This window comes from Streptomyces sp. NBC_00299 (assembly GCF_036173045.1).
GTDB lineage: Bacteria > Actinomycetota > Actinomycetes > Streptomycetales > Streptomycetaceae > Streptomyces > Streptomyces machairae.
Genome location: NZ_CP108039.1, coordinates 698306 through 721720, shown reverse-complemented (window position 1 = coordinate 721720; position 23415 = coordinate 698306). Strand labels below are relative to the sequence as shown.

Genomic DNA, 23415 nt, shown 5'->3' with positions numbered 1-23415 from the left:
CACGAGGGATTCATGCGACGCGCGCGAGCCCTTCCGGCGGTGTGGAAGGGGCGGGGTCGGGAGAGGAAGGCACCTTGACCGGTGCGGCTGACGTGGCGCAGAGGGGTGCCAACCACCCACGTGACGCGTTCAGTTGGGGGCACTCGGCGCTGCGGGCCGAGTTCGCCGTCGCCGCGGACGGAACACTGCGGCTCGTCGGGCTGGACCGGCCGGGAGCGGCGCGACTCGCCGACCCGGAATCCGCACTCCCCCTCGTCGAGTTGACTGCCCTCGGGCACGGCAGCGGCTGGTCCGGCCCGCGCTTCACCGGCACAGCCCTCGGCACGCGCCTGACGTACCGGGGACACCGCACCGGCAGCCGGGGGAACCTGGACCGGCTGACCGTCGAACTCCACGACCCGGACACCGGGTTGACGGCGTTCGTCGAGCTGACGTCGCCCCGCGCAGTGCCGGTGCTCCGCTCCCGGGTTCGGCTCCGCAATGACGGCCCCGAGCCCCTCGTCGTCCAGTCCGTCAGCAGCCTCCTCGTCGGCGGCCTGCCCGCACCGGACGACCTCGACGTGCTCCGGGCGCGCAACGACTGGCTCGCGGAGTGCCGTTGGTACACCGAGCCGCTGCGCGCCTGCATCGCCGACATCAACGTCGACGTCCACCAGCACGGCAGCCGCGCCGCCCTCGCCCTGGTGGGGCGCGGCAGTTGGCCCACTGACGGTCACCTGCCGATGGGGGCGCTGACGGAGCGGGCGAGCGGCCGGACCTGGCTGTGGCAGATCGAGTCACCGGCCGGCTGGCGCTGGGACCTGGGCGAGAGCGCACGCGGCACCTGTCTGGCGCTGAACGGCCCCACGGACGCGGAGCATCAATGGCGGGTCCGGCTCGCGCCGGGCGAGCAGTTCACCGGCGTGGCGGGCGTGCTGGCCCTAGGTGCCGGGTTCGACGCGGCCATGGGCGCGCTGACCACGTACCGCCGCGCAGTACGCCGTCCGCACCCCGACCACACCGCACTTCCGGTCGTCTTCAATGACTACATGAACACGCTCATGGGCGACCCGACCACCGAGAAGCTGCTGCCGCTCGTCGACGCGGCGGCTCGGGCGGGTGCGGAGTACTTCTGCGTGGACGCCGGCTGGTACGACGACTCGGCGGACGGCAGCTGGTGGGACAGCGTCGGCGACTGGCAGCCCTCGCCGCGGCGCTTCCCCGAAGGCGGCATCCGGGCGGTCCTGGACCGGATCCGGGAGCGCGGCATGGTGCCCGGGCTGTGGCTGGAGCCCGAGGTCGTCGGCGTACGCAGCCCGGTCGCCGCCGCGCTCCCGCCGGAGGCCTTCTTCCAGCGCGACGGCATACGCCTCACCGAACAGGGCCGCCACCAGCTCGACCTGCGCCATCCGGCGGCCCGCGCGCACCTCGACGGGACGGTGGATCGCATCGTCGGCGACTGGGGCGTGGGTTACCTCAAGCTGGACTACAACATCGTGATCGATCCCGGAACCCTCGCCCCCGGCGACCTCGCCCCGGGAGCCGGGCTGCTGGGCCACGCCCACGCCTACCTGGACTGGCTCTCCGAGGTGCTGGACCGCCACCCGCACCTGGTGATCGAGAACTGCGCCTCGGGCGGCATGCGGATGGACGGCGCCACACTGGCAGTCACCCAACTCCAGTCCACCAGCGACCAGCAGGACCCCCTGCGCTCCCCGCCCATCGCCGCCGCCGCACCGACCGCCGTACCGCCCGAACAGGGCGCCGTCTGGGCGTACCCGCAGCCCGGCTTCGACGATGACCTGATCGCCTTCACGCTCGGCGGGGCCCTGCTCGGCCGGATCCATCTGTCGGGGCACCTGGACCGCATGTCGCAGCGCCAACTCGCCCTCGTACGAGGCGCGGTGGCGACATACAAGGCGATCCGCCGGGACCTGGCGCGGGCGGTGCCGTTCTGGCCGCTCGGGCTGCCAGGCTGGACCGACGAGTGGCTGGCCCTCGGGATGCGGACGCCCGACGACCGCACGTCGTACGTCCTGGTGTGGCGGCGCGGCGGCGATCCCGAACTGATCCTGCCGGTAGGGCACTTGGCGGGGAGAGAGGTCGGCGCGGAGATCCTGCACCCGTCCTCCGTGTCCCCCGCATCGGCCGTCTGGAGCCGGGGCGGGCTGCGGGTGTCGCTGCCGTGTACGCCGGCCGTTCTCCTGGTCCGCCTCGTCGCCCGACCGGCAATGCCGCGATGACCTGCAAGACAACGGAGATATAACAACAGGCAACTAAAGGGTGTTCGGCGCGGTCTAGTCCGCCATGAAGATCTCTTTCCTGCTGCACAACGCCTACGGGATCGGAGGCACGATCGCCACCACCTTCAACCTGGCGCACGCCCTGGCCGACCGTCACGAGGTGGAGATCGTCTCCGTGCTGCGGCACCGGGACCGTCCGAACTTCGCCCTGGACCCGAGAGTGTCCTTAAGACCACTGGTGGACCTGCGGCACGAGAAGGAACATCCCCTGCATCTCAGACCCGCGAAGGTGTTCCCCGTCGCCGAGTACCGCTACCGGCAGTACAGCGAGCTGACCGACCTGCGGATCGGCGAGAGCCTGGCGGCGACCGACGCCGAAGTCGTCATCGGGACCCGGCCCGGGCTCAACGTGCACCTCGCGCGCCAGGCGCCGGAGCACGTGATCCGTATCGGGCAGGAGCACCTCACCCTGGACAACCACCCGCCCCGGCTGCGCACCACACTGCGCCGGGCCTACCGCCGGCTCGACGTGCTGACCACGGTCACGGAGGCGGACGCCGCCGCCTACCGGCGCAAGATGAGGCTGCCCGGTGTCCGGGTCGAGGCACTGCCGAACAGCGTCCCCGATCCGGTGCTGCCCGCCGCGGACGGCACCGCCAAGGTCGTGGTCGCGGCCGGACGGCTGGTCCCGGTGAAGCGCTACGACCTGCTCATCGAGGCGTTCGCCCAGGTCGCCGCCGAACACCCGGACTGGCGCCTGCGCATCTACGGCAAGGGGGAGGAACAGGCACGGCTACGGCAGCTCATCGAGAGCCTCGGCCTGTACGACAAGGCCTTTTTGATGGGCGCCGCGGCCCCCATGGAGGCGGAGTGGGTCAAGGGCTCGATCGCCGCGAGCGCGTCCAACTTCGAACCGTTCGGCATGACCATCGTCGAAGCCATGCGCTGCGGCCTGCCCGTGGTGAGCACCGACTGCCCCTACGGGCCCGGCGAGATCATCAACGATGGCATCGACGGTCGGCTGGTACCGGTCGGCGACCCCGACGCCATGGCAGCCGCGCTGCTGGACCTCGTCCGCGACGACGAACGGCGCCGACAGATGGGCCGTACGGCCGTCCGGAACGCGGGACGGTTCGCCCCGGTCCCCGTCCTGGAGCAGGCCGAGCGCCTGATCGACGAGGCCAGGTCGGCGCGCGGGACCGGGCGGCCGGGAACACCACCGGACAGAGGGCCGATACCCCGCCGAATACAGCGAACCCTGGTCAGCCAGGGCTTCGCCACACGCGACGCCGCGTACGCCGTGGCCTCGCGCGCGCTGCGTACGGTACGGAAGGGGCAGCGATGAGCACGGAACCCGGCACGGCGAGTGGCACGAACCTTCGGGCCGACTGCACGGTCGACGCAGACGGCCGGATCACCTTCGCCCTCCAGCATCCCGCGACCGCTGTCCTGCAGCGACCGTCGACCACTGCCCAACTGCTTCTGAGACTGCGCCCCAAGAAGGGGGAGCCCGAGAAGACCCTCCACGCCCTCGACCTGGAACCCGCGGAGGACGGGCGTCTGCGTGCCGCACTGGATGCGCAGCCGGTACTCGCCGAGGGCCGGTGGGACGTCTACCTGCTCCCCGAACCCGGCGCGCCACGACAGCGCCTGCGCCCCGGGCTGCGTGACCTGCGGACCCTCGTCGACGGCCACCGCAGTGACCGGCGGTCGCCGGTCGCCGTGCGGATCCCGTACGCCACCAAGGACGGCTACCTCGCGGTGCGGGCATGGCTGCGTCCCGCTCACGCGGAGGTCGAGGGCGTCGACATCACGGACCGCTCGATGACGGTCAGGGCCCGCCTGCACGGCGCCTCGCCGGCCGGGGGTGCCACTGTCCGCCTGCGGCTTCGGGGTGGCGGCGGCACCGTACTGACCCTTGTGCCGCAGCCCGAGGACGACGGCCGAGGGTTCCGGTTCACCGTGGAGTACGGCGAGTTGGTCGCCGACGGCGGGACCGGGAACCGTGTCTGGGACCTGTTCGTGCAGACCGGACCTGCGGAGGGGGCGGCGCCCGTCCGGGTCGGCCGCCTGCTGGACGACGTGGCGGACCGCAAGGAGATCTTCGTGTTTCCGGCAGCCGATGTCGGTGGTTCGGTGGTGCGCCCCTACTACACGGTCGACAACGACCTCTCGGTACTTGCGGACAGAACCTGACCGCAAGCCTCCGTACGGTCGTTCCATGACTCAGACGCAGAAGATTCTTGTCACCGGCGCCACCGGAACCGTCGGCCGTCAGGTCGTCGCCGAGCTGCTCGCCCGCGGCCACGCGGTCCGCGCGCTCACCCGGGACCCGGCGAGGTCCGACCTCCCGGCCGGCGTCGAGGTGGTCCGGGGCGACCTGACCGAGCCCGACGGCCTGGTCCCGGCCCTGGAAGGAGTCACCGGCCTCCATCTGATCACCTTCGGCGGGGCCTACTTCGCCCCGCTGGAGACCGGTCCGCGCATCCTGGAGCTCGCACGCGCGGCCGGCGCGCGCCGGGTCACCGTGCTGCACGGCGGCGGGCCGACCCCGCTGGAGGACGCCGTGCGGGCGGCCGACGGGGTGGACTGGACCGTCCTCATGCCGGTCGAGTTCATGGCCAACGCCCTGGAGTGGGCGGACGGGGTCGTGGCCTCGGACGAGGTCCGCGAGCCGTTCGTCTCCCGGCTCAGCGCCATGGTCCACGAGGGCGACATCGGCGCCGTCGCCGCCGTCGCACTCACCGAGGAGGGCCACGGGAGCCAGGAGTACGTGATCACCGGACCCGAACTGCTCACCGTCACCGACAAGGTGGCAGCCGTCGCCGCCGCCCGCGGCCGGGAGATCGCCCTCGTCGAGCTGACGCAGGAGCAGGCCGTCGCCCAGTGGCGGGCGGCGGGTCACCCAGAGGACGTCATCGGCTTCCTGCTGGAGGCGTACGGCAACACCCCGGAGGTGGGCCGTACGGTCGTCGACACCGTCGAGAAGGTCACCGGCCGGCCGGCCCGTACCTTCGGACAGTGGGCGGCTGAGCACGCGCGCGCGTTCACGGCACGGTCCGCCGGGGCCGTCTCGTAGTCCTCGTGCAATGCCTAGCGCCCCGCCGCCATCCGGGTCGCCGCGTCGTGGACGACCTGTGCGTGCAGCTCGAACAACGCCACGAGGTCGACGCTCTCGCCCTTGACCTCGCGCTGCACGAACAGGCCGTCGGCGCCGGCGATGGCGTAGGTGGTGAGGGTGTCCACGGCTTGCTCGTCCAGGCCGGGGAACAGGGTGGCGGCCACCTCGGCGATCTTCCGATGGGTGATGTCACGGACCTGGAGGAACGCCGTGCGGCCCCGAGGCTCGGTGGGGCGTCGCTCCAGGGCGAGCATCAGGCCGAGGCGGAGGAAGTCCGGTGCGTCGACAAGTGACTTGGCCACGTTGGCGGCCATGGTGGTCACCCGCTCCAGGGGCGTACCGGTCTCCTCGCCGGGCAGTTCGACGGCCGTGAGCCAGGCCTCGAAGCTGCGCTCGATGACCGCGGCGATCAGATCGTCCTTGTCCTTGAAATGCCAGTAGATGGAGCTGGCGGGCAGCCCGCACTTGGCGCTGACGGCTGCGATGGACGTGCCGTCGTAGCCGCGCTCACCGGCGATCTCCACGGCGGCGTCGAGGATGCGCTGACGTGACTCCACCCCGTTGGCGCGCTTCTTGCGCGCGGTCTCCGGCCTGGTCATGGGGTGCCCCTCCGGTCGTACAGGGCCTCGGACCCCTGTGAACGATCATGTCCTGAAGCGTCCACTCTAATTGGAGCATCCCCTACAGCAGGAGCGGCGCCGGTACGGCAGGACCGGCGCCGGGTCAGCCGACGAGCGTGTCCACCACGTCGAGGTCCGGCAGGTCAAGGGAGCAGATCCGCGCGGCCTCCTCGGCGGGGATCCCGAACTGCCGCAGCAGACTGCGGGCGACCAGGTCCGCCGACCGGGCGTCGTCACGGTCGGGCTGGGCGTGCAGCAAGGAGCCCAGCGCCAGCACCGCGGCCGCCGTCATCGTCAGGGCGAGGTCCAGGTCCTCCACCTCGAACCGCCCCGCGTCCACCGCGACCCGGATGTCGTGGAACGCGCGGGGCGCCAGACCGCGCTGGGAGTGGGCCAGTTCGAGCCCCTGGCTCAGCAGGACGCGGCTCAGCTCCGGGTGGCGGCGGTGCAGCCGGCCGGTCAGCCGAAAACTCTGGGCGAAGGCGGCCGCGGGGTCCTCGATGTCCGCGCTGAGGCGGTCCATCAGCGTGCCCCACCACTCCAGCGCCTCCTCGACCGCGACGCGGAAGAGTTCTTCCTTGCTGTCGAAGTGGTTGTAGAAGGAGCCGACCCCGATGTCGGCGAGCTCGGTGATCTCCAGGATGGGGACGTCCGTCCGCCGTTCGGCCAGCAGTCGCTGTGCCGCGCCCACCAGTGCCGTGCGCGTCCGCGCCCTGCGCCGGTCGACTCGCCCGGATGCGGTCCGCTCGGCCATCACGCCATCCTCCATGCCACCCCGTCACTCGTTTCACCCCGCACTCTAGCCGCCCCGCACTTGTTTCCTGAATATTTCTTCAGTTCTATTGACTGACGGCAAGTTCGGAAGTGAATATTTCTTCAGGAGGTGGTGGCCGTGGGTGGCACGCACAACGACCTGCACTCCGAGCAGGGAGCGCTCCCCGGAGAGCATCCGGGCCGGGCGGCGAACCCGGTGATCAAGGTCCATGACATCGCGTGGCTGGAGTTCTGCAAGCCCGACCTGGACCGCGCCGAGGCCTTCGCCCGGGCGTTCGGCTTCGTCACGTCGTACCGCGACGGCGGCGAGCTGCACCTGCGGGGCACCCGGGCAGGAGCCCCCTGCGTGATCGTCCGCAGGGGCCGGAAGTCACGGTTCCTCGGCCCTGCCTTCCGCGCGGCCGACACGCGCGACCTGCTGCGGCTGGCCGACGGCACCGGCACCCGGGTGCACCCGCTGCCCGAGCCCCTGGGCGGATCGGCCGTGGACCTGCTCGACCCGGGCGGCCTGCGGGTCCGCGTCGTCGCCGACGCGGACGAGCTGCCCGCGGTGGCCGGACAGCGGTCGCAGGCGTTCAACTTCTGCGGCGGCCTCGACCGCACCAACGCCACGCAGCGCCCGCCGCGGGAACCGGCCGGCGTGCGGCGCCTCGGGCACGTCGTCCTCCAGACGACCACCTACCTGCGCACGCTGAACTGGTATCTGGAGCACCTGGGCCTGATCGTCAGCGACTTCCTCTACTACGAGGGCCAGCGCGAGCGGGGCCCCACCATGAGCTTCATCCGCTGCGACCGCGGCCGGACCCTGACCGACCACCACACCCTGGCCCTGACGCTCGGCCCCTCCAACCGGTATGTGCACTCGGCCTACGAGGTGACCGACCTCGACGCGCTGGCCGCCGGCGGCGAGCACCTGCTCGGCGCGGGCTACCGGCGCTCGTGGGGCATCGGCCGGCACATCCAGGGCAGCCAGATCTTCGACTACTGGCGAGACCCCGACGGCCTCCTCGTCGAGCACTTCACCGACAGCGACATGTTCGACTCCACCCTGGAACCCGGCTGGGCGCCCATGACGGCCTCCGGCCTGGCGCAGTGGGGCCCGCCGGCCACCAAGGACTTCATGGGCATGGCACCCGGCCGCGAATCCCTCGCCGAGCTGCGCTCGATCATCACCGCCCTCCGGAACGACGACAACGAGTTCGACCTCGAACGCCTGCGCGGCCTGCTGAAAGTGGCTTCCACATGACCCTCTCCGTCCTCCGTACCTCCGACGCCTGGTGGGTCGCGCTCGACGAGGGCCACGCCGTCCCGGTCCAGACCTCCGCGACGACGACCGCCGAACTCCTCGACGACGTGGTCACGGTCCACATGGCCCTGGCCGAGGCCCGCTCGGGCAGCCGGTCGGCGCGGCAGCCGCGCCGCATCGCCGAACTCCCGCTGGTCTCCCCGGTCAGTGCGCCGTGCCGGGTGGTCGCGCAGATGACCAACTACGTCTCCCACGTGCGCGACTCGGGCATGAACCACGAGACCGTCCCGTTGACGTTCTTCCGCAAGACCTCCGGTTCGATCAGCGGCCCGTTCGACGAGATCGTGAAGCCGGCCCATGTCCGCTTCCTCGACTACGAGATCGAGCTCGGCCTGGTCGTCGGACGTCCCCTCGAAGTCGGCGCCACCGTGACCGCCGCCAACTGGAAGGACCACATCGCCGGCCTCGTCATCACCAACGACGTCTCCGCACGCGACGTACAGCTGCCCAAGACCCAGTTCTACGAGGCCAAGTCCTACCCCACCTTCACTCCGGCCGGCCCCGCCCTGGTCCTGCTCGACGCCGCGGAACTCGACCGGCTCTCCGAGCTGAGGCTCGTCCTCAAGGTCAACGGCGAGATCCGTCAGAGCAGCGACCTGACCGACATGATCTACAGCCCGCTCCAGGCCCTCCAGGAGCTCTCCCGCTTCCAGGCCCTCGCACCGGGCGACCTCGTCCTCACCGGCACGCCCGGCGGCACCGCCCTCAAGGCGCCGCCCAAGCCGGTGGAGATCATCGGCGCGCTCCTGCCGCCGGCGATGAAGTGGAAGGCGTTCTTCAACTCCCAGGCGAAGAACCCGAAATACCTCCACGACGGCGACGTACTGGAGCTGTCCATCCGGACGCCCGACGGCGCCATCGACCTCGGCACCCAGCAGAACAAGGTGAGGTACGCGTGACCACCGAGACCCCCATGGCATGGCCGCGCTACGACCACCCCGACGACCTGGCCGTCATCGAGGCGACGCCGCTCGCCGCACGCGGGCTGCCCGGCACCTCGTACGACATGCTGCGGCGAGCGGCCGAGGAGTGGCCCGAGCGGACCGCGCTGACGGTCCTGCCCGACGCGGAATCCTGGCGCACCCCCAGGAACCGCACCTACGCGGACCTCCTCGCCGACGTGCACCAGGCGGCAAACGCCCTGCACCACCTGGGCGTTGGCCGCCACGACACCGTCGCGCTGCTCTCCCCGAACTGCGACGAACTCGTCACCGCGCTCCTTGCCGCCCAACTCGCCGGCATCGTCACCCCGGTCAACCCGGCGCTCGCCGGTGACCATGTGGCCGAGCTGGTCCGCCGGGCCGGTGCCCGCGTGGTCATCACCGCCTCCCCGGAGCTGGACCCCGACGCGTTCGCCACCAGCGCCGCACTCGCCCGCCAGGGCCTGGTGGACCACGTGCTCGTCCTGGGTCCCACCGCCGACCGGCAGGAGCCCGCCGCGCTGCCCGCCGTGGAGAACGCCGTCGTGGCCCGCCTCTGCGACGTCGCGGCAGACCGCCCGCACGACCGGTTCGTCGGCGAGCCGCCCACCGCCGCCGACCTCGCCGCCTTCTTCCACACCGGCGGCACGACCGGGGCGCCCAAACTCGCCGCCCATACGCACACCAACGAGGTCACCGACGCCTGGATGATCGCGGCCAACTCCGTCCTGGACGAGGACTCGGTCGTCTTCGCCGCCCTGCCGCTGTTCCACGTCAACGCACTCGTCGTCACCCTGCTCGCACCGCTGCTGCGCGGCCAGCAGGTCGTGTGGGCCGGACCGCTGGGATACCGCGACATCACGCTGTACGCGGAGTTCTGGCGCATCGTCGAGCACTACCGGATCGCCGCCATGAGCGCCGTGCCCACGGTGTACGCGGTCCTCGCGTCGTGTCCGGTCGACGGGGCCGACATCGGCTCGATGCGGTGCGCGATGGTCGGCGCCTCCGCGCTGCCCGACGGCGTGCGCACCGACTTCGAGGCGGCGACCGGAATTCCCCTGCTGGAGGGATACGGCCTGACCGAGGCGACCTGCGCCAGCGTCCGCGGGTTCCTGGAGGTCCGCCGGTCCGGTTCCGTCGGCCGGCGGCTGCCGTACCAGGACATCAGGATCGTCGACCCGGCCACAGCCGAGGAACGGCCGGGCGGTGAGGTGGGCGCCATCCTCATCAGCGGGCCCACGGTCTTCCCCGGATACGTCCAGGGCCGCGACGGGGACGGCTATCTGATCAGCAGTCAGGGCAGGGTGGCCGACGGCTGGCTGGACACCGGCGACCTCGGCTACCTCGACGAGGACGGCTTCCTCCACCTCACCGGGCGCGCGAAGGACCTGATCATCCGGGGCGGCCACAACATCGACCCCCGGGTGATCGAGGACGCCCTGCTCGCGCACCCCGCGGTCACCGGGGCCCAGGCCGTCGGACAGCCGGACCGGCGGGCGGGGGAGGTGCCGGTGGCGTACGTGACGATCGCCGACCCCGCGGTGACCGAGGACGACCTTCTCGTCTGGGCCGCCGAGTACGTCGGCGAGGCAGCCGCCGCGCCCAAGGCCGTCCGCGTCCTCGACACGCTCCCCGTCACCGCGGTCGGCAAGCCGTTCAAGCTTCCCCTGCGAGCCGACGCCGCCCGCCGCGTACTGACCGACGCCCTCGCCGGCATCGACGACGTGGCAGGCGTCAGTGCCGAGGCCGACTCCGGGTCGGTGGCGGTCACCGTCACGCTGCGCGCCTCGGCGCCCGCCGCCATGAGGGCCGAAGTCGAGCGCCGGGTCGGCAACTTCGCGGTGCCCTGCCGCATCGCCGGACAGCAGCAGGGGGAGGGCTGAGGCATTTCCTCCCGCGCATCGGCCGTTGCCGGGGTGCCCTCATTCGACCTTGATGAGGATGCTCCTCAGGGACGGCCGGTCCGCGGTTCCATCGTCCGCAACTGCGCTCCACTCACGGTCAGGACTGTCCTGAACCGTACGATCGCCGTGTCGGGGCGCGACGCTCCGAAGATTTGGCGCAATCTGGTGCCCGAATTCGCCAAATCTGGACCTGAAGTCGTCTAGACCTCCTCCGGAGCCTTGAACCCCCGTGTCCGGATCTGCTTGGCTGACGGACCATTGGCCGCCGACCGGCGGCACATAGGGGGAATGGTTTTTGTGCTGGGCCGGCACGGGGGCATGGACGCGCCCCGCGACAGCGGTGTGCGCCCCGCCGGGTCGACCGCGGTCGGGGCCGATGAACGGGGACCGGACACCGCGACGGCGCCACCCGCGCGACGGGCGAACGTCCCGGAGCCTGCCGTCCGTATCGACTCCGCCCCGCCACTGAGCGCGCGGACGACGCATCCCGGTCTCGCACACCACTCACACCCTCCATGCAGACCAGGGGAAGGTGCATGAGGAACTTCCGGCTGCTCGTCCTGGGCAACGGCATCTCGGCGTACGGCAGTTACCTGAACATGGTGGCGCTGAACGTCTTCGTCTACGACGCCACGGGCAGCGCGCTGGCCGCAGGCCTCTTCATGGCCGTACGTCTGGCCACGAATGTCGTGTCGGGCTGGGTGAGCGGGCGGCTCGTCTCGATCTACGACCGCAAGCGCCTGATGGTCGGCGCCGACCTGTGCCAGGCCGTGGCGCTGCTGACACTGCTGCTCGCACCGGACGCCACCCGCGTGGGGCTGCTCTACGTCCTCGCCGTGGTCACCGGCGGCTGCTCGACGCTCTCCCAGGTGGCCCTGCGCAGCAGCATCCCGGAGATCGTCGGCGCGGAGCACCGCGTACGCGCCAACGGGCTCCTGGTGACCGGGCGTTCACTCGCGATGATCGCCGGGTTCGCCTCGTCGGGTGTGGTGGTCGCGCAGCTCGGCTACTCCGCGGCGTTCGCCCTGGACGCCGCGTCCTTCCTGGTCTCGGCGACGGTGCTGTTCCTGCTGCCCGTACGCACCAGGGCGGTGCAGAAGGATGCCGCCGCCGGCGGCACCGCGGCGTCCTCCGGTGCCGCGCGCTGGACGGCGCGGGCGCTGCTGGCCACGGCGCCGCTGCTGATGGCGATGATCGCCATCCGGGCGGTGGACGGGCTGGGCTCCTCCTCCCACAACGTCGCCCTGCCCATCTACTCCAGCAGCCTGGACCCCGACCATCCGGCCACGTTCATCAGCCAGTTCTGGGCCACCTGGGCCATCGGCAACATCGTCGCCCAGCAGGTGATCGGGCGGGTCACCAAGAAGACCGGGCGCACGCCCGGGGAGCGGGCGTTCGCGCTCGGCGCCTGTGTGATGTCGGCCGGGTTCATCGTGGTCTTCAGCGGGCTGCCGACCCTGCCCGCCGTCATCGCCGCGCTCGTCGCCGGCGCCGCCGACGGGTTCACCGAGATCGTCTACGTGTCGCGGCTGCAGGCCGCCCCGGACGAGCAGCGCGGCCGCCTCTTCGGGCTCTCCGCGTCGGCCGAGAACGCCGGCTTCGGCCTCGGCATGCTCGTGAGCGGCGCCCTGCTGGAGACGTTCTCGCCACTGCAGGTCGTGGCCTCCTTCCACGGCCTCGCCATCGTCCTGTGCGGAACGCTGCTCCTGCTGCTTCTGCGCCGGGGCGGCCCACGTGACCATCTCGCTGAGGAAACGGTCAGCCAGGACAAACCGACGGTGACGGAGGGACGCAGCTGATGGCCATGAGCGACCCCGACCCGCGGATGGCCGTCATCGGCATGGCCTTCCGGCTGCCCGGCGCGAACACGCCCGAGGAGTTCTGGCGTGTCATCCGTGACGGCACGGACTGCATCACCCGGTTCACGGACGAGGAGCTCGACGCCGCCGGCGTACCCGCCGAGGAGTACCGGGCCGCGGACTTCGTCGGCGCCTCCGGGGTGCTGGACGACATCGCCGGTTTCGACGCCCAGCACTTCGCGATGAGTGCCCGCGAGGCCAAGATCACCGACCCCCAGCACCGCATGCTCCTGGAGTGCGCCCAGCACGCCCTGGAGAACGCCGGCTACCCGGACGAACGGGACGGCAGCCGCGTCGGCGTGTACGCCAGCACCGGATATCACCTGTACACCCTGCAGAACTACCTCCTCAACAACGTCCTGCCCAGCCAGGCCGCCTCCGACTGGATGGCCGGCATGCAGATCACCGTCGGCAACTACGCCGACTTCACCGCCACCCGGATCGCCTACCGGCTGGGCCTCACCGGTCCCGCGGTCAACGTCCAGACGGGCTGCTCCAGTTCGCTGGTCGGCGTGCAGGCCGCCGCGCAGTCCCTGCTCATGGGCGACTGCGACATCGCCCTCGTCGGCGCCACCGCCGTCCACGTGCCGCAGGTCGTCGGCTACCGCCACGTCAAGGGCTCGATCCTCTCCAAGTCCGGCCGCCTGCGGGCCTTCGACGCCGGAGCCGACGGCACCGTCGGAGGCACGGGCGTCCTGGCCGTCGTACTGAAGCGGCTGGGCCGGGCGGTGGCCGACGGCGACACGATCCACGGCGTCGTCCGCGGCTGGGGCATCGCCAACGACGGCGCCGACAAGAAGGCGTTCGCCGCCCCCAGCGCCCATGGGCAACGCGCCGCCATCCGCCAGGCCCTGCGCCGTGCCGGTGTCGACGCGGACAGCATCGGCTACCTGGAGACCCACGGCACCGGCACGCTCAAGGGCGACCCGATCGAGTTCGACGGCGCCACCGGCGCCTACCGCGAGGACACCGACCGCACCGGCTACTGCGCCCTCGGCTCGGCCAAGGCCAACATCGGCCACCTCGACGCGGCCTCCGGGCTCGCCGGACTCGTCAAGACCCTGCTGGTCCTGAAGCACGGCGTCATCCCGCCGATGGCGAACTTCAGCGAGCCCAATCCCGCCCTCGACCTCGACCACAGCCCGTTCTACATTCCCGGCACCGCCCGGCCCTGGCCCGGGAGCGACGGGCCCCGCCGCGCGGGCCTCACCTCACTCGGCGTCGGCGGCACCAACGTCCACCTCGTCCTGGAACAGGCTCCCGAGCCCGCTCCCCGGACCGACGCCGCCGCCCCTGCGGACGTGTTGCTGGTCTCCGCGAGCAGCGAGGCCGCCCTCGCGGACAACGCCCGCGCCTTCCGCGACCGGTTACGGCAGCTGCCGGAGCACCACCTGGCGGACCTGGTCACCACCGCCGCGCTCGGCCGCGTCCACGGCCGCCACCGGCTCGCAGTCCGTGGCACCACCCCGGCCGCTTTCGCCGACGCCCTCGACGCCTGGCTCGCCGGCACGGCCGGGGCGACGGCCACGGCGGGGACGACGCCTGCGGAGGGCCGCGTGCGCGTGGCGTTCCAGTTCACGGGGCAGGGCAGCCAGTACGCGGGTATGGCCGACGCCCTGTATGAACGCTTTCCGGTCGTACGCGAGGTGCTCGACGCCTGCGACGACCACTACCGCGACCTCACCGGCGACTCACTGCTCGCCGCGCTGCGAACGGCAGACGCATCAAGGGAGGGGACACCGGAGCACACGCCCGACGGGCCGTTCGCAGGCACGGACACCGCGCAGCCCGCGCTGTTCGCCCTCCAGTGCGCCCTGGTGCGGCTCTGGCGCGACACCGGCATCGAACCGTACGCCGTCACTGGGCACAGCGTCGGGGAGTACGCCGCGCTCCACGCGGCCGGAGCCCTCTCACTCCACGACGGTCTGCGTCTCACCACCGAACGCGGCCGGCTGATGCAGCAACGCTGCGCCCCCGGCGCGATGGTGGCCGTGGCGGTGGACCGGGAGGCGGCCCTCGCCCTGGCCGCCGAAGTGCCCGGCCTGGAACCGGCCGTGACCAACGGAGAACGCGCACAGGTGCTCGCCGGGCCGGTCGAGGCCGTGGAACGGGCGTGTGCCCTGCTGGACGAGCGCGGCACGCCGGGCCGGCGGCTGACGGTGACCCGTGCCTTCCACACCGCTCTGATGGAACCGATGCTGGAGGAGTTCCGGAAGATCCTCGACGACGTCGACTTCCGTCCGGTACGGATCCCGTTCGTCAGCGCCCTCGACGGAGGGACCCGCCCGCCCGGTTGGACCCCGGACGCCGACTACTTCCTACGGCACACCCGCGAGCCCGTCCGTTTCGACGAGGCGCTGCGCGACATCGGCGACGGGCGGCCCGACGCCCTGCTGGAGATCGGGCCGCACACCACCCTCAGCGGCCTGTCGCGCCGGGCGCTGCCCGCCGTGCAGTCCCTCCCGTCGATGCGGCGCGGCGCCGGGCTCGGCGCCCTGTGGGGCGCGGCGGCGGGGCTGCACTGCGCCGGGGCGGACGTCGGCTGGCGGGTCCTGCTGGCCGGCAGCGGCGGCAGGCGGGTCCCGCTGCCCGGATACCGGTTCCAGCACAGGAACCACTGGACAGGGCCGGAGTTGACGGCCCTCAGCACAGGAACAACAGCGAGTAGGGGAGCCGAAGTGGTTCAGCAAGAGGCAGCGGTCACGCGCGTACTCCACAGCATCGTCGAGGCGACGGCCCGGCACCTCGGCGAGGAGCCGTCGGCGATCGTCGGCGACGCGTCCTTCTTCGACCTCGGCGCCGACTCGCTGCAGATGATCAGCGTGCTGCGGGAGCTGGAGCAGGAGCATCGGGTCAAGGTGACGATGCGGCAGCTGTTCGAGGAGACGGGTACGCCGCGGCGGCTCGCCGAGTTCATCGTCGCCCGCATGCCGGGGACGACAGGCGGGACGGCACCGGTGGAACTCCCGGCAGAACGGGCGGGGTCGGCACAGCCGGTCACTCCCGAAGCACCCGCTCGCGAGCCCGCTCCGGAGCCCATCGTCCCCGAGCCCACCGCACCCCAGCCCATCGCACCCCAGCCCATCGCGCCGCCCAGGGTTGCCGCACCTGCACCCACACCTCCACCCGCGCCGGTTCCCGCACCCGCGCCCTCCGTTCCCGCGCCCGCCACCCCCGCACCCGCCCCCGAGTACGCGACCCGCGTGGAGCTGGAGGACCTCGCCCGCAAACTCCAGCAGATATCCCAGATACAGCTGCAGATGATGTCCCAGCTCTCCCAGTTGCTGGCCCTCCAGACGGCCTCGGTGACCGAGCGGCTCAACGGCAAGGTGGCCAAGTGACCGGGCTGCACGGCATATCCGCCGCACTGGACCAGGACCTGGCGGCGATGGCGGAACTCTCGCAGCGCATCGCCGAGCAGATGGGCGGAGCCGGCGCCTCCGTCCCGGAGCAGCGGTCGCCGGAGGCACCGCGCGTCCACGGACCGCGCGTGACGGTCGCAAAGACCTCCGGAATGGTGCAGGGCGTGTCACCGCACTCCCAGCAGGAGCACCTCGCCGATCTCGTACGCCGCTACACCGCAAGGACCCCGACCTCCAAGCGGATCGCCCAGCGCTACCGCCGCGTCCTGGCCGACAGCCGTGCCGTCGTGGGCTTCCGCAGCGGTACGAAGGAGATGCTGTACCCGATCGCGGGCCACCGGGCGAGCGGCGCACGGCTCCAGGACGTCGACGGCAACGAGTACGTCGACATCACGATGGGCTTCGGCGTCCTCCTGTTCGGTCACGAGCCCGACTTCGTCACCGAGGCCGTGCGCGAGCACCTGTCCCGGGGCATCCAGCTCGGCCCGCGCAACGTCGAGACCGGCGAGGCGGCGGAACTCCTCGCCGAACTGACCGGCCTGGAGCGGGTCGCCTTCGCCAACTCCGGTACGGAGGCCAACTCCGCGGCCATCCGCCTCGCCCGCGCCGCGACCGGCCGCGACAAGATCGTCACCTTCCTGGGCGCGTACCACGGCCACGCCGACAACGTCCTCGGCCGCGCCTCGGGCAGCGGCACCGACCAGGTCACCGTGCCCGTCTCCCGAGGCATCCCGCAGGCTTCGGTCTCCGATCTGCTGGTCCTCGACTACGGCACCGACGCCGCCCTGGAAGCGATCGCCCGGCACGCCGACGACATCGCCGCGGTCGTCGTGGAGCCGGTGCAGAGCAGACACCCCTCCCTGCGGCCCGTCGAGTTCGTACGCAAGCTGCGCGAGCTGACCCGCCGGCACGGCATCGTGCTGCTCTTCGACGAGATGCTGACCGGCTTCCGCCCGGCCCTGCGCGGCGCGCAGGAGCTGTACGGCGTCACACCCGACCTCGCCACGTACGGCAAGCTGCTCGGCGGCGGCTTCCCCATCGGGGCCATCGCCGGCCGCGCCGACATCATGGACGGCGTCGACGGCGGCCACTGGTCCTACGGCGACGACAGCTACCCGCCCGCCGACACCACGTTCTTCGGCGGCACGTACATCCAGCACCCGGTGTCGATGGTCGCCGCGCGCGCCGTGCTGACCCACCTCAAGGAGCACAGCCCGCGCCTCCAGGAGCGGCTCAACACGCGTACCGCCGAACTGGCCGCGACGCTCAACGGCTTCTTCGAGGCCGAGGAGTTCCCGCTGCGGATGAGCCACTTCGGCTCCCAGTTCCGCTTCGAGCACCGCGCCGACATGGAGCTCCTCTACCACCACCTGATGCTGCGCGGCGTGCACGTCTGGGAGTGGCGCAACTTCTTCCTGTCCACCGCCCACACGGACGGCGACACCGAGTTCGTGGCGGACGCCGTACGGGATTCGCTGCGCGAGCTGCGGACGGCGGGCTTCTTCCCGGGCGGGCGGCCGGTTGCGCCGAAGGCTGCGCCACCTGAACCGAAACCGGCACTCGCACCGGGACTCGCACCGGGCCGGGCCGCGGAACCGAAACCGGCCGTTCCCGCGGCGACACCCGCCCCGGTCGCCGCCATGGCCTGGAACGCCGCAGCCGTCACCGACTCCCGCACCGCACCCGTGAGCGAACCCGCCGCCCGCACCGCTGACTTCAGCGTCTACTTCTTCGGCGACTACCCGCAGGAGGCCTCCGGGCCGGCGAAGGGCGGCCCGTACGAACTCCTCATGGACGTAGCCCGGTTCGCCGACCGGCACGACTTCCATGCGCTGTGGATGCCCGAGCGCCACTTCCACTCCTTCGGCGGCCTCTTCCCCAACCCCGCCGTGCTCGCCGCCGCGCTGTCCCGGGAGACCGAACGCATCCGGCTCAACGCCGGCTCCGTCGTCCTGCCGCTCCACGACCCCATCCGGGTCGCCGAGGAGTGGTCGATGGTGGACAACCTCTCCGGCGGGCGTGTCGGCATCGGCGTCGCCAGCGGCTGGAGCGCCAAGGACTTCGTGTTCTTCCCCGACCGTTTCGGCCGGCACAAGGAGCTGATGTACGAACAGCTGGAGGAGGTGAGGAAGTTCTGGCGCGGCGAACCCGTGCGCCGGGCCAGTGGGGCCGGAGAGGCCGAGGTACACCTCTTCCCGCGTCCGGTGCAGGACGCCCCGCCCATGTACACCGCGGTGGTCGGCAACCCCGCATCCTTCGAACTCGCCGCCCGTCACGACCTGGGCATCGTCACCAACCTGATGACCCAGAGCGTCGAACAGCTCGGGGAGAACATCGCCCGCTACCGGCGTACCCGGGCCCAGCACGGCCTGGACCCGGACACCGGGCGGGTCGCCGTCCTGCTGCACACCTACCTCGCGGCCGACCACGACATCGCGAGGACCGAGGCGTACGAACCGCTCTCCCGCTATATGCGCGCGTCCCTGTCCGTGTTCAGCGGCGTCACCAACAGCCTCGGACACAACGTCGACCTGGCCGAGCTGAGCGAGGACGACCTGGATGCGGTGTTCCGCCGGGCCTACGGCCGTTACTGCGACCAGCGCGCCCTGATCGGCACGGTGGACAGCGTCCGCCCCGTGGTCGACGCGGTGACCGCGGCGGGCGCCGACGAGATCGTCGCCCTCGTCGACTTCGGTGTCGCCCCGGACGACCTGCGCGAGGGCCTGCCACACCTGGACGCGCTGCGCCGCACATACCGGCGGACGGTTGCGCCCGCCCCTGCCGACGCGCCGCTGTCGCCCGGCCAGGAACGGATCTGGTTCCTGGAGCGCCTGCTCCCCGGCCGTACCGCCTACAACGAGGTCAAGGCGATCCGCCTCGAAGGCCCTCTCGACGTACCCGCACTGCGCGCGGCACTGCGCGGCCTCGTCGCCCGGCACGAGGGGCTCCGCACCGTCTTCCGGGAGAGCGGAGGCGAGCCACGACAGGTGGTGCGGGCGGCGCCGGTCGAGCCCGACTTCGAGGTCGTCGACGGCACCGGCAACCCCCGGACCGCGCTCGGCGACGTCCTGGCCGCGGAGAGCGCACGCCGCTTCGACCTGGCGGACGGACCGCTGTTCGTCACCCGCCTGGTCAGGCTCGCCGAGGCGGAACACGTCCTCGTGCTGTCCCTCCACCACATCGTGGTCGACGCGGCCTCGGCCACGGTCCTCGCCCGCGACCTCTCCGCGCTCTACCGCGCCGAACGCGACGGCACCACCCCCGACCTGCCCCCGCTCACCTGGAGCTACGCCGACCACGCCAGGGAGCAGGCGGCGTCCGCGAACAGCCCCGAGGCCGACGAGGACCTGGCCTACTGGCGCCGCACCCTCGACGGCGACCTGCCCGTCCTCGCCCTGCCCACCGACCGGCCGCGCCCGCCGACCATGACCTCCAACGGCCGGGCGGTCTTCCACACGCTCGACGCGGAACTCTCCGGACGGCTGCGGGAGTTGAGCCGCGCCCGCCGCAGCACCCTGTTCATGACCCTGCTCGCCGGCTACGGGGCGATGCTGCACCGGATCACCGGGCAGACGGACATCGTCGTCGGCACCCCCATCTCGGACCGGCCCGAGCGGGCCGAGCAGGTGCTCGGGTTCTTCGTGAACACCCTCGCGCTGCGCCTCGACCTGTCCGGCGATCCGGCGTTCGGCACGCTGCTGGACCGCGTGCGCACGGTCGCTCTCGACGCGTACGACCACGCGCGCGTGCCCTTCGAGACAGTGGTGCGCGAGCTCGCCCCGCCCAGGGCGGTCGACCGGACACCGGTGTTCCAGGCATTCGCGGAGTTCCAGCGCGCCGAACCGTTCCGCTTCGACCTGCCCGGCATCGAGGCCACAACGCTGGACGCCGGCCCGGACAAGTCCCTGACGGACCTCACCGTCTACTTCACGGACCAGCCCGAGGGCATCCGCTGCCACCTGGAGTACAACACCGACCTCTTCGACCAGGAGACGGTCGACGACTTCTTCGCCACCTTCCGGACACTGCTCGCCGCAGCGGTCGACACCCCTGACACGCCGCTGTCCCGGCTCGCTCCGGCGGCCGTCGACACCGCCGCCGACGGGGAGCCCGTTCCGAGGTCCTGGCAGCACGGCCCGTCCCGCCCGCTCGCGGACACCACCGTCCACGACCTGGTCGCCCGGCAGGCGGCTGCTCGGCCCAACAGCACCGCCGTGATCAGCGGCGACACCCGACTGACGTACCGCGAACTGAACGACCGCGCCGAGCAGTTGGCCGCCGTCCTGCGGGAACAGCCCGCCACGGACGGCGGTGCCGAGGTCGTTGCGCTTTGGCTGCCGCGCTCCACCGACCTCGTCGTCGCCATGCTCGCCGCACTCAGAGCGGGCCGCGCCTACGTGCCGCTGGATCCGTCCCTCGGCCGGGTGCGCGCCGAGCAGGTCATCGCCGAGTGCGGGGCGCGGACCGTGGTGTCGGCGCCTGCCGGGGCGGCCGTCCTGAAGCTGCCGCCGGGCGTGACCGTCGTACCCCCCGACGCGACCGCGACCGCACCCCACCCGCCGCGCCCCGCGTCCGGCACCGACAACCAGTCCCCGTGCTGCGTCATCTACACCTCGGGCAGCACCGGCACACCCAAGGGCGTGGTGCTGGCGCACCGCGCGGTCGTCGACCTGTGCGAATGGCACCACCGGCGTTTCGCGTTCACCTCGGCCGACCGCTGCGCCGCCGTGTGCAGTCAGAGCTTCGACGCCTCGATCCTGGAGGTCTGGCCGGCACTGACCGCGGGGGCGTCGGTCACCATCGCCGAAGAGGAAGTCCGCAGGGACCCGCTGTCCCTGGCCCGGTGGTACGCCGGCGAGCGCGTCACCTTCTCCATCCTCCCCACCGCCCTGGGCGAACAGTTGCTGCGGCTGCCACCGCACGAGCAGCCGCCCCTGCGTCACCTCCTGCTGGGCGGAGACGTACTGCGCACCAGGCCGCGCCCCGAGGCGCCGTACGAGACGGTGAACGTCTACGGGCCCACCGAGACCACCGTGCTGTGCACCGCGGAAACCGTCGCCGCGCACAGCGACGACTCCGCCCGTCCGATCGCGATAGGGCGCCCGGCCGACAACGTACGGCTGAGCGTGCTCGACGAGTCGGGCAGCCCGGTGCCCGTCCGCACGGTGGGGGAGTTGTACGTCGGCGGACCGGGCGTGGCCCTCGGCTACCTCCACCGCCCCGAACTCACCGCCGAGCGGTTCCTGCCGGACCCGGACGGCGGCCCGGACGCCCGCAGGTACCGCACCGGCGATCTGGTCCGCTGGACCGGCGACGGGACGCTGGAGTTCTGCGGCCGGGCCGACGACCAGGTGAAGATCCGGGGCTTCCGGGTCGAACCGGAGGAGGTCTCCCGCACGCTCAACGCCCTGGACGGCGTGCGTGAGGCGGCGGTACTCGCCCGGCGCAACGATCGCGGCGACGCGTACCTAGCGGCCTATGCCGTCCCCGCCGACCCGATCGGCGATGCGGCCGACGACCGGCAGGCCTATGCCGATCTGCTGGCCGAGGAACTGGGGGCCCGGCTCCCGGAGTACCTCGTGCCGCGCGCCTGGCGGGTCCTGCTCGCGCTGCCCGTGAGCGGCAACGGCAAGCTGGACCGCTCCGCGCTGCCGGCACCCGACCTCGTCACCTCGGCACCGACCCGCACGCCGAGTGCCGGCGGCGAAACTCCCACCGCCGGTCACCTGACGGGCATCGAGCGGCGGGTACGGGAGCTGTGGGCCGAAGAGTTCGGCATCGACGCCGACGGCATCGCGGCCGACGCCTCCTTCTTCGACCTGGGCGGCCACTCGATCACCGCGATGCGGCTGGTCAACCGGGTCCGGGAGGACTTCGCCACCGAGTACCCGATGCTGAGCTTCTACCAGGAACCGACGCTACGGGCCATGACGACCCAACTGGCCGCGGCGGCGGGCGAGACCGCGGCGCCGGGAACCGCGAGTGCCTCACCTGAGGCGGACGACGACGGACCCGGCACGGTGGAGCACCGCGCCCCCGCCACCGTGCAGCAGTCCCGCTTCGCCACCGTGCACGCCGACCACCAACTCCCACAGGTCTTCAACGTAGCCCTGCGGATCACCCTCACCGGCGACCTGGACGTGGCGGCACTGCGCACCGCCCTGACCGGGCTCGTCGAGCGGCACGAGGGGCTGCGGACCCGCCTGGCCCGCAGCGGCGACGGCTGGGAGCAGCAGGTGCTGCGGGCGCGCCCGGCGGAGCTGCCGGTGGTGGACCTGACCGGGCTGCCCGCCCGGGAACGGCAGGAGGCCCTGGACCGGGCCAGTTCCGAGGCGGCGGAGACGCCACTCGACCCCACCGGCGGGATTCCGATGGCGCTGCGCCTCCTGCGCACGGGCGAGAGCAACTGGACACTGCTCCTCGTCCTGCACCACTCCGCCTGCGACGGATGGTCCGTCAGCCTGCTCCTGAAGGAACTCGCCGCGCTCTACGGCTCGGCCGTGAAAGGCGAGCCCCATGCCCTGACGCCCGTGCAGTGCCAGCCCGCGGCGTACGCCCATTGGCAGCAGGAGCAGGTGGACGAGGCCGCCGAGGAGCGGAAGGTGGAGTTCTGGTTGCGCGAACTCGACGGAGTGCCGTTCACCGTCGGCCTGCCGCTGGACCGGCCCCGGCCGCAGAGCGCGAGCGGACGGGGCGGCGCCGTGATGTTCACCGTGCCGGCCGAGACCCGGGCCGCCGTGGAGCGGCTGGCAAGAGAGCGGGGGACGACGCCGTTCGTGGTCACGGCCGCGGCGCTGGGCAGGATGCTCGCGCGGAAGTCCGGGCAGTCCGACGTCGTGTTCAACGTTTCCTACGCCAACCGTGAGCGCCGCGCGTTCGAGTCCCTGCTGGCCTGCACGGTCACCGGCTTCGCACTGCCGGTGCGACAGGGTGTGACGGGTTCCTTCGCGACCCTGACGGACCAGGTCGCCCGTACGACCGTGGAGTGCATGGACCAGGCCCTGCCCGTGCGCCGGATCGCCCCGGCGATGAGGGAGCGCAAGGGCGTCGACGTGCCGGACCGGCTGGACGTCGGCTTCGCCTACCAGAGCTCTCTGGACGCGGAGGTCGAACTGCCCGGTCTGACAACGGCCATCGAGGACCTCGCTCCCGCGGCGGCCCGCACGGAACTCACCTTCGGGCTCGTCCCGGCCGGCGACGAACTGAAGGGCTTCGTGGAGTACTCGGCCGACCTGTGGGACCGCGCCACCATCGAGGGCTGGACGCGTGACTACGTCGCCCTGCTGAGCGAGGAGGCCGACCGGGCGCTCGGGCGGTGACACCCGTC

General features: G+C 72.0%; 12 protein-coding genes. 10 read left to right on the top strand and 2 right to left on the bottom strand.

Annotated features, from left to right (window positions below; genetic code table 11):
• Positions 1 to 74: 74 nt before the first annotated feature.
• From OHT51_RS03375 to OHT51_RS03360, 4 genes are all read left to right on the top strand, one after another.
• The gene (locus tag OHT51_RS03375; RefSeq protein ID WP_328877364.1) at positions 75 to 2222 is read left to right on the top strand and encodes an alpha-galactosidase; all 2148 of its coding nucleotides are present in this window, start codon (positions 75 to 77) and stop codon (positions 2220 to 2222) included.
• Positions 2223 to 2286: 64 nt separating this feature from the next.
• The gene (locus OHT51_RS03370; RefSeq protein ID WP_328877363.1) at positions 2287 to 3567 is read left to right on the top strand and encodes a glycosyltransferase family 4 protein; all 1281 of its coding nucleotides are present in this window, start codon (positions 2287 to 2289) and stop codon (positions 3565 to 3567) included.
• Positions 3564 to 4418: a transferase gene (locus tag OHT51_RS03365; protein WP_328877362.1), complete on the top strand. Its 855-nt coding sequence runs from the start codon at positions 3564 to 3566 to the stop codon at positions 4416 to 4418. The genes OHT51_RS03370 and OHT51_RS03365 overlap by 4 nt, the downstream gene beginning before the upstream one ends.
• Positions 4419 to 4443: 25 nt before the next feature.
• Positions 4444 to 5301 carry an SDR family oxidoreductase gene (locus OHT51_RS03360; protein ID WP_328877361.1) on the top strand — a complete coding sequence of 286 codons (858 nt, stop codon included), beginning with the start codon at positions 4444 to 4446 and terminating at the stop codon, positions 5299 to 5301.
• Between the two features lie 14 nt (positions 5302 to 5315).
• On the opposite strand, the gene OHT51_RS03355 is transcribed toward OHT51_RS03360, so the two are convergent.
• Together OHT51_RS03355 and OHT51_RS03350 are read right to left on the bottom strand one after the other, a co-directional pair.
• Complete coding sequence (locus OHT51_RS03355; RefSeq protein WP_328877360.1) at positions 5316 to 5942, bottom strand: TetR family transcriptional regulator; 627 nt, start codon at positions 5940 to 5942, stop codon at positions 5316 to 5318.
• Positions 5943 to 6066: 124 nt separating this feature from the next.
• A complete protein-coding gene (locus OHT51_RS03350; RefSeq protein ID WP_328877359.1) occupies positions 6067 to 6717 on the bottom strand; it encodes a TetR/AcrR family transcriptional regulator in 651 nt (216 codons plus the stop codon).
• Between the two features lie 138 nt (positions 6718 to 6855).
• Here OHT51_RS03350 and OHT51_RS03345 point away from each other — a divergent pair, with 138 nt between their 5' ends.
• The 6 genes from OHT51_RS03345 to OHT51_RS03320 all read left to right on the top strand — a co-directional run bounded on the left by OHT51_RS03345 (position 6856) and on the right by OHT51_RS03320 (position 23407).
• Entirely contained in the window at positions 6856 to 7983 is a 1128-nt protein-coding gene (locus OHT51_RS03345; protein WP_328877358.1) for a VOC family protein, read from the top strand.
• Positions 7980 to 8942, top strand: coding sequence for a fumarylacetoacetate hydrolase family protein (locus tag OHT51_RS03340; RefSeq protein WP_328877357.1), 963 nt, complete (start codon positions 7980 to 7982; stop codon positions 8940 to 8942). Before OHT51_RS03345 ends, OHT51_RS03340 begins: the two co-directional genes overlap by 4 nt.
• Positions 8939 to 10846, top strand: coding sequence for an acyl-CoA synthetase (locus OHT51_RS03335; protein ID WP_328877356.1), 1908 nt, complete (start codon positions 8939 to 8941; stop codon positions 10844 to 10846). The genes OHT51_RS03340 and OHT51_RS03335 overlap by 4 nt, the downstream gene beginning before the upstream one ends.
• A 557-nt stretch (positions 10847 to 11403) precedes the next feature.
• Positions 11404 to 12666 carry an MFS transporter gene (locus OHT51_RS03330; RefSeq protein ID WP_328877355.1) on the top strand — a complete coding sequence of 421 codons (1263 nt, stop codon included), beginning with the start codon at positions 11404 to 11406 and terminating at the stop codon, positions 12664 to 12666.
• On the top strand, positions 12666 to 16067 hold the full coding sequence (locus OHT51_RS03325) for a type I polyketide synthase (protein ID WP_328877354.1): 3402 nt from the start codon (positions 12666 to 12668) through the stop codon (positions 16065 to 16067). Before OHT51_RS03330 ends, OHT51_RS03325 begins: the two co-directional genes overlap by 1 nt.
• Positions 16064 to 23407, top strand: coding sequence for a MupA/Atu3671 family FMN-dependent luciferase-like monooxygenase (locus OHT51_RS03320; RefSeq protein ID WP_328877353.1), 7344 nt, complete (start codon positions 16064 to 16066; stop codon positions 23405 to 23407). The genes OHT51_RS03325 and OHT51_RS03320 overlap by 4 nt, the downstream gene beginning before the upstream one ends.
• The last annotated feature ends 8 nt before the right edge of the window (positions 23408 to 23415 follow it).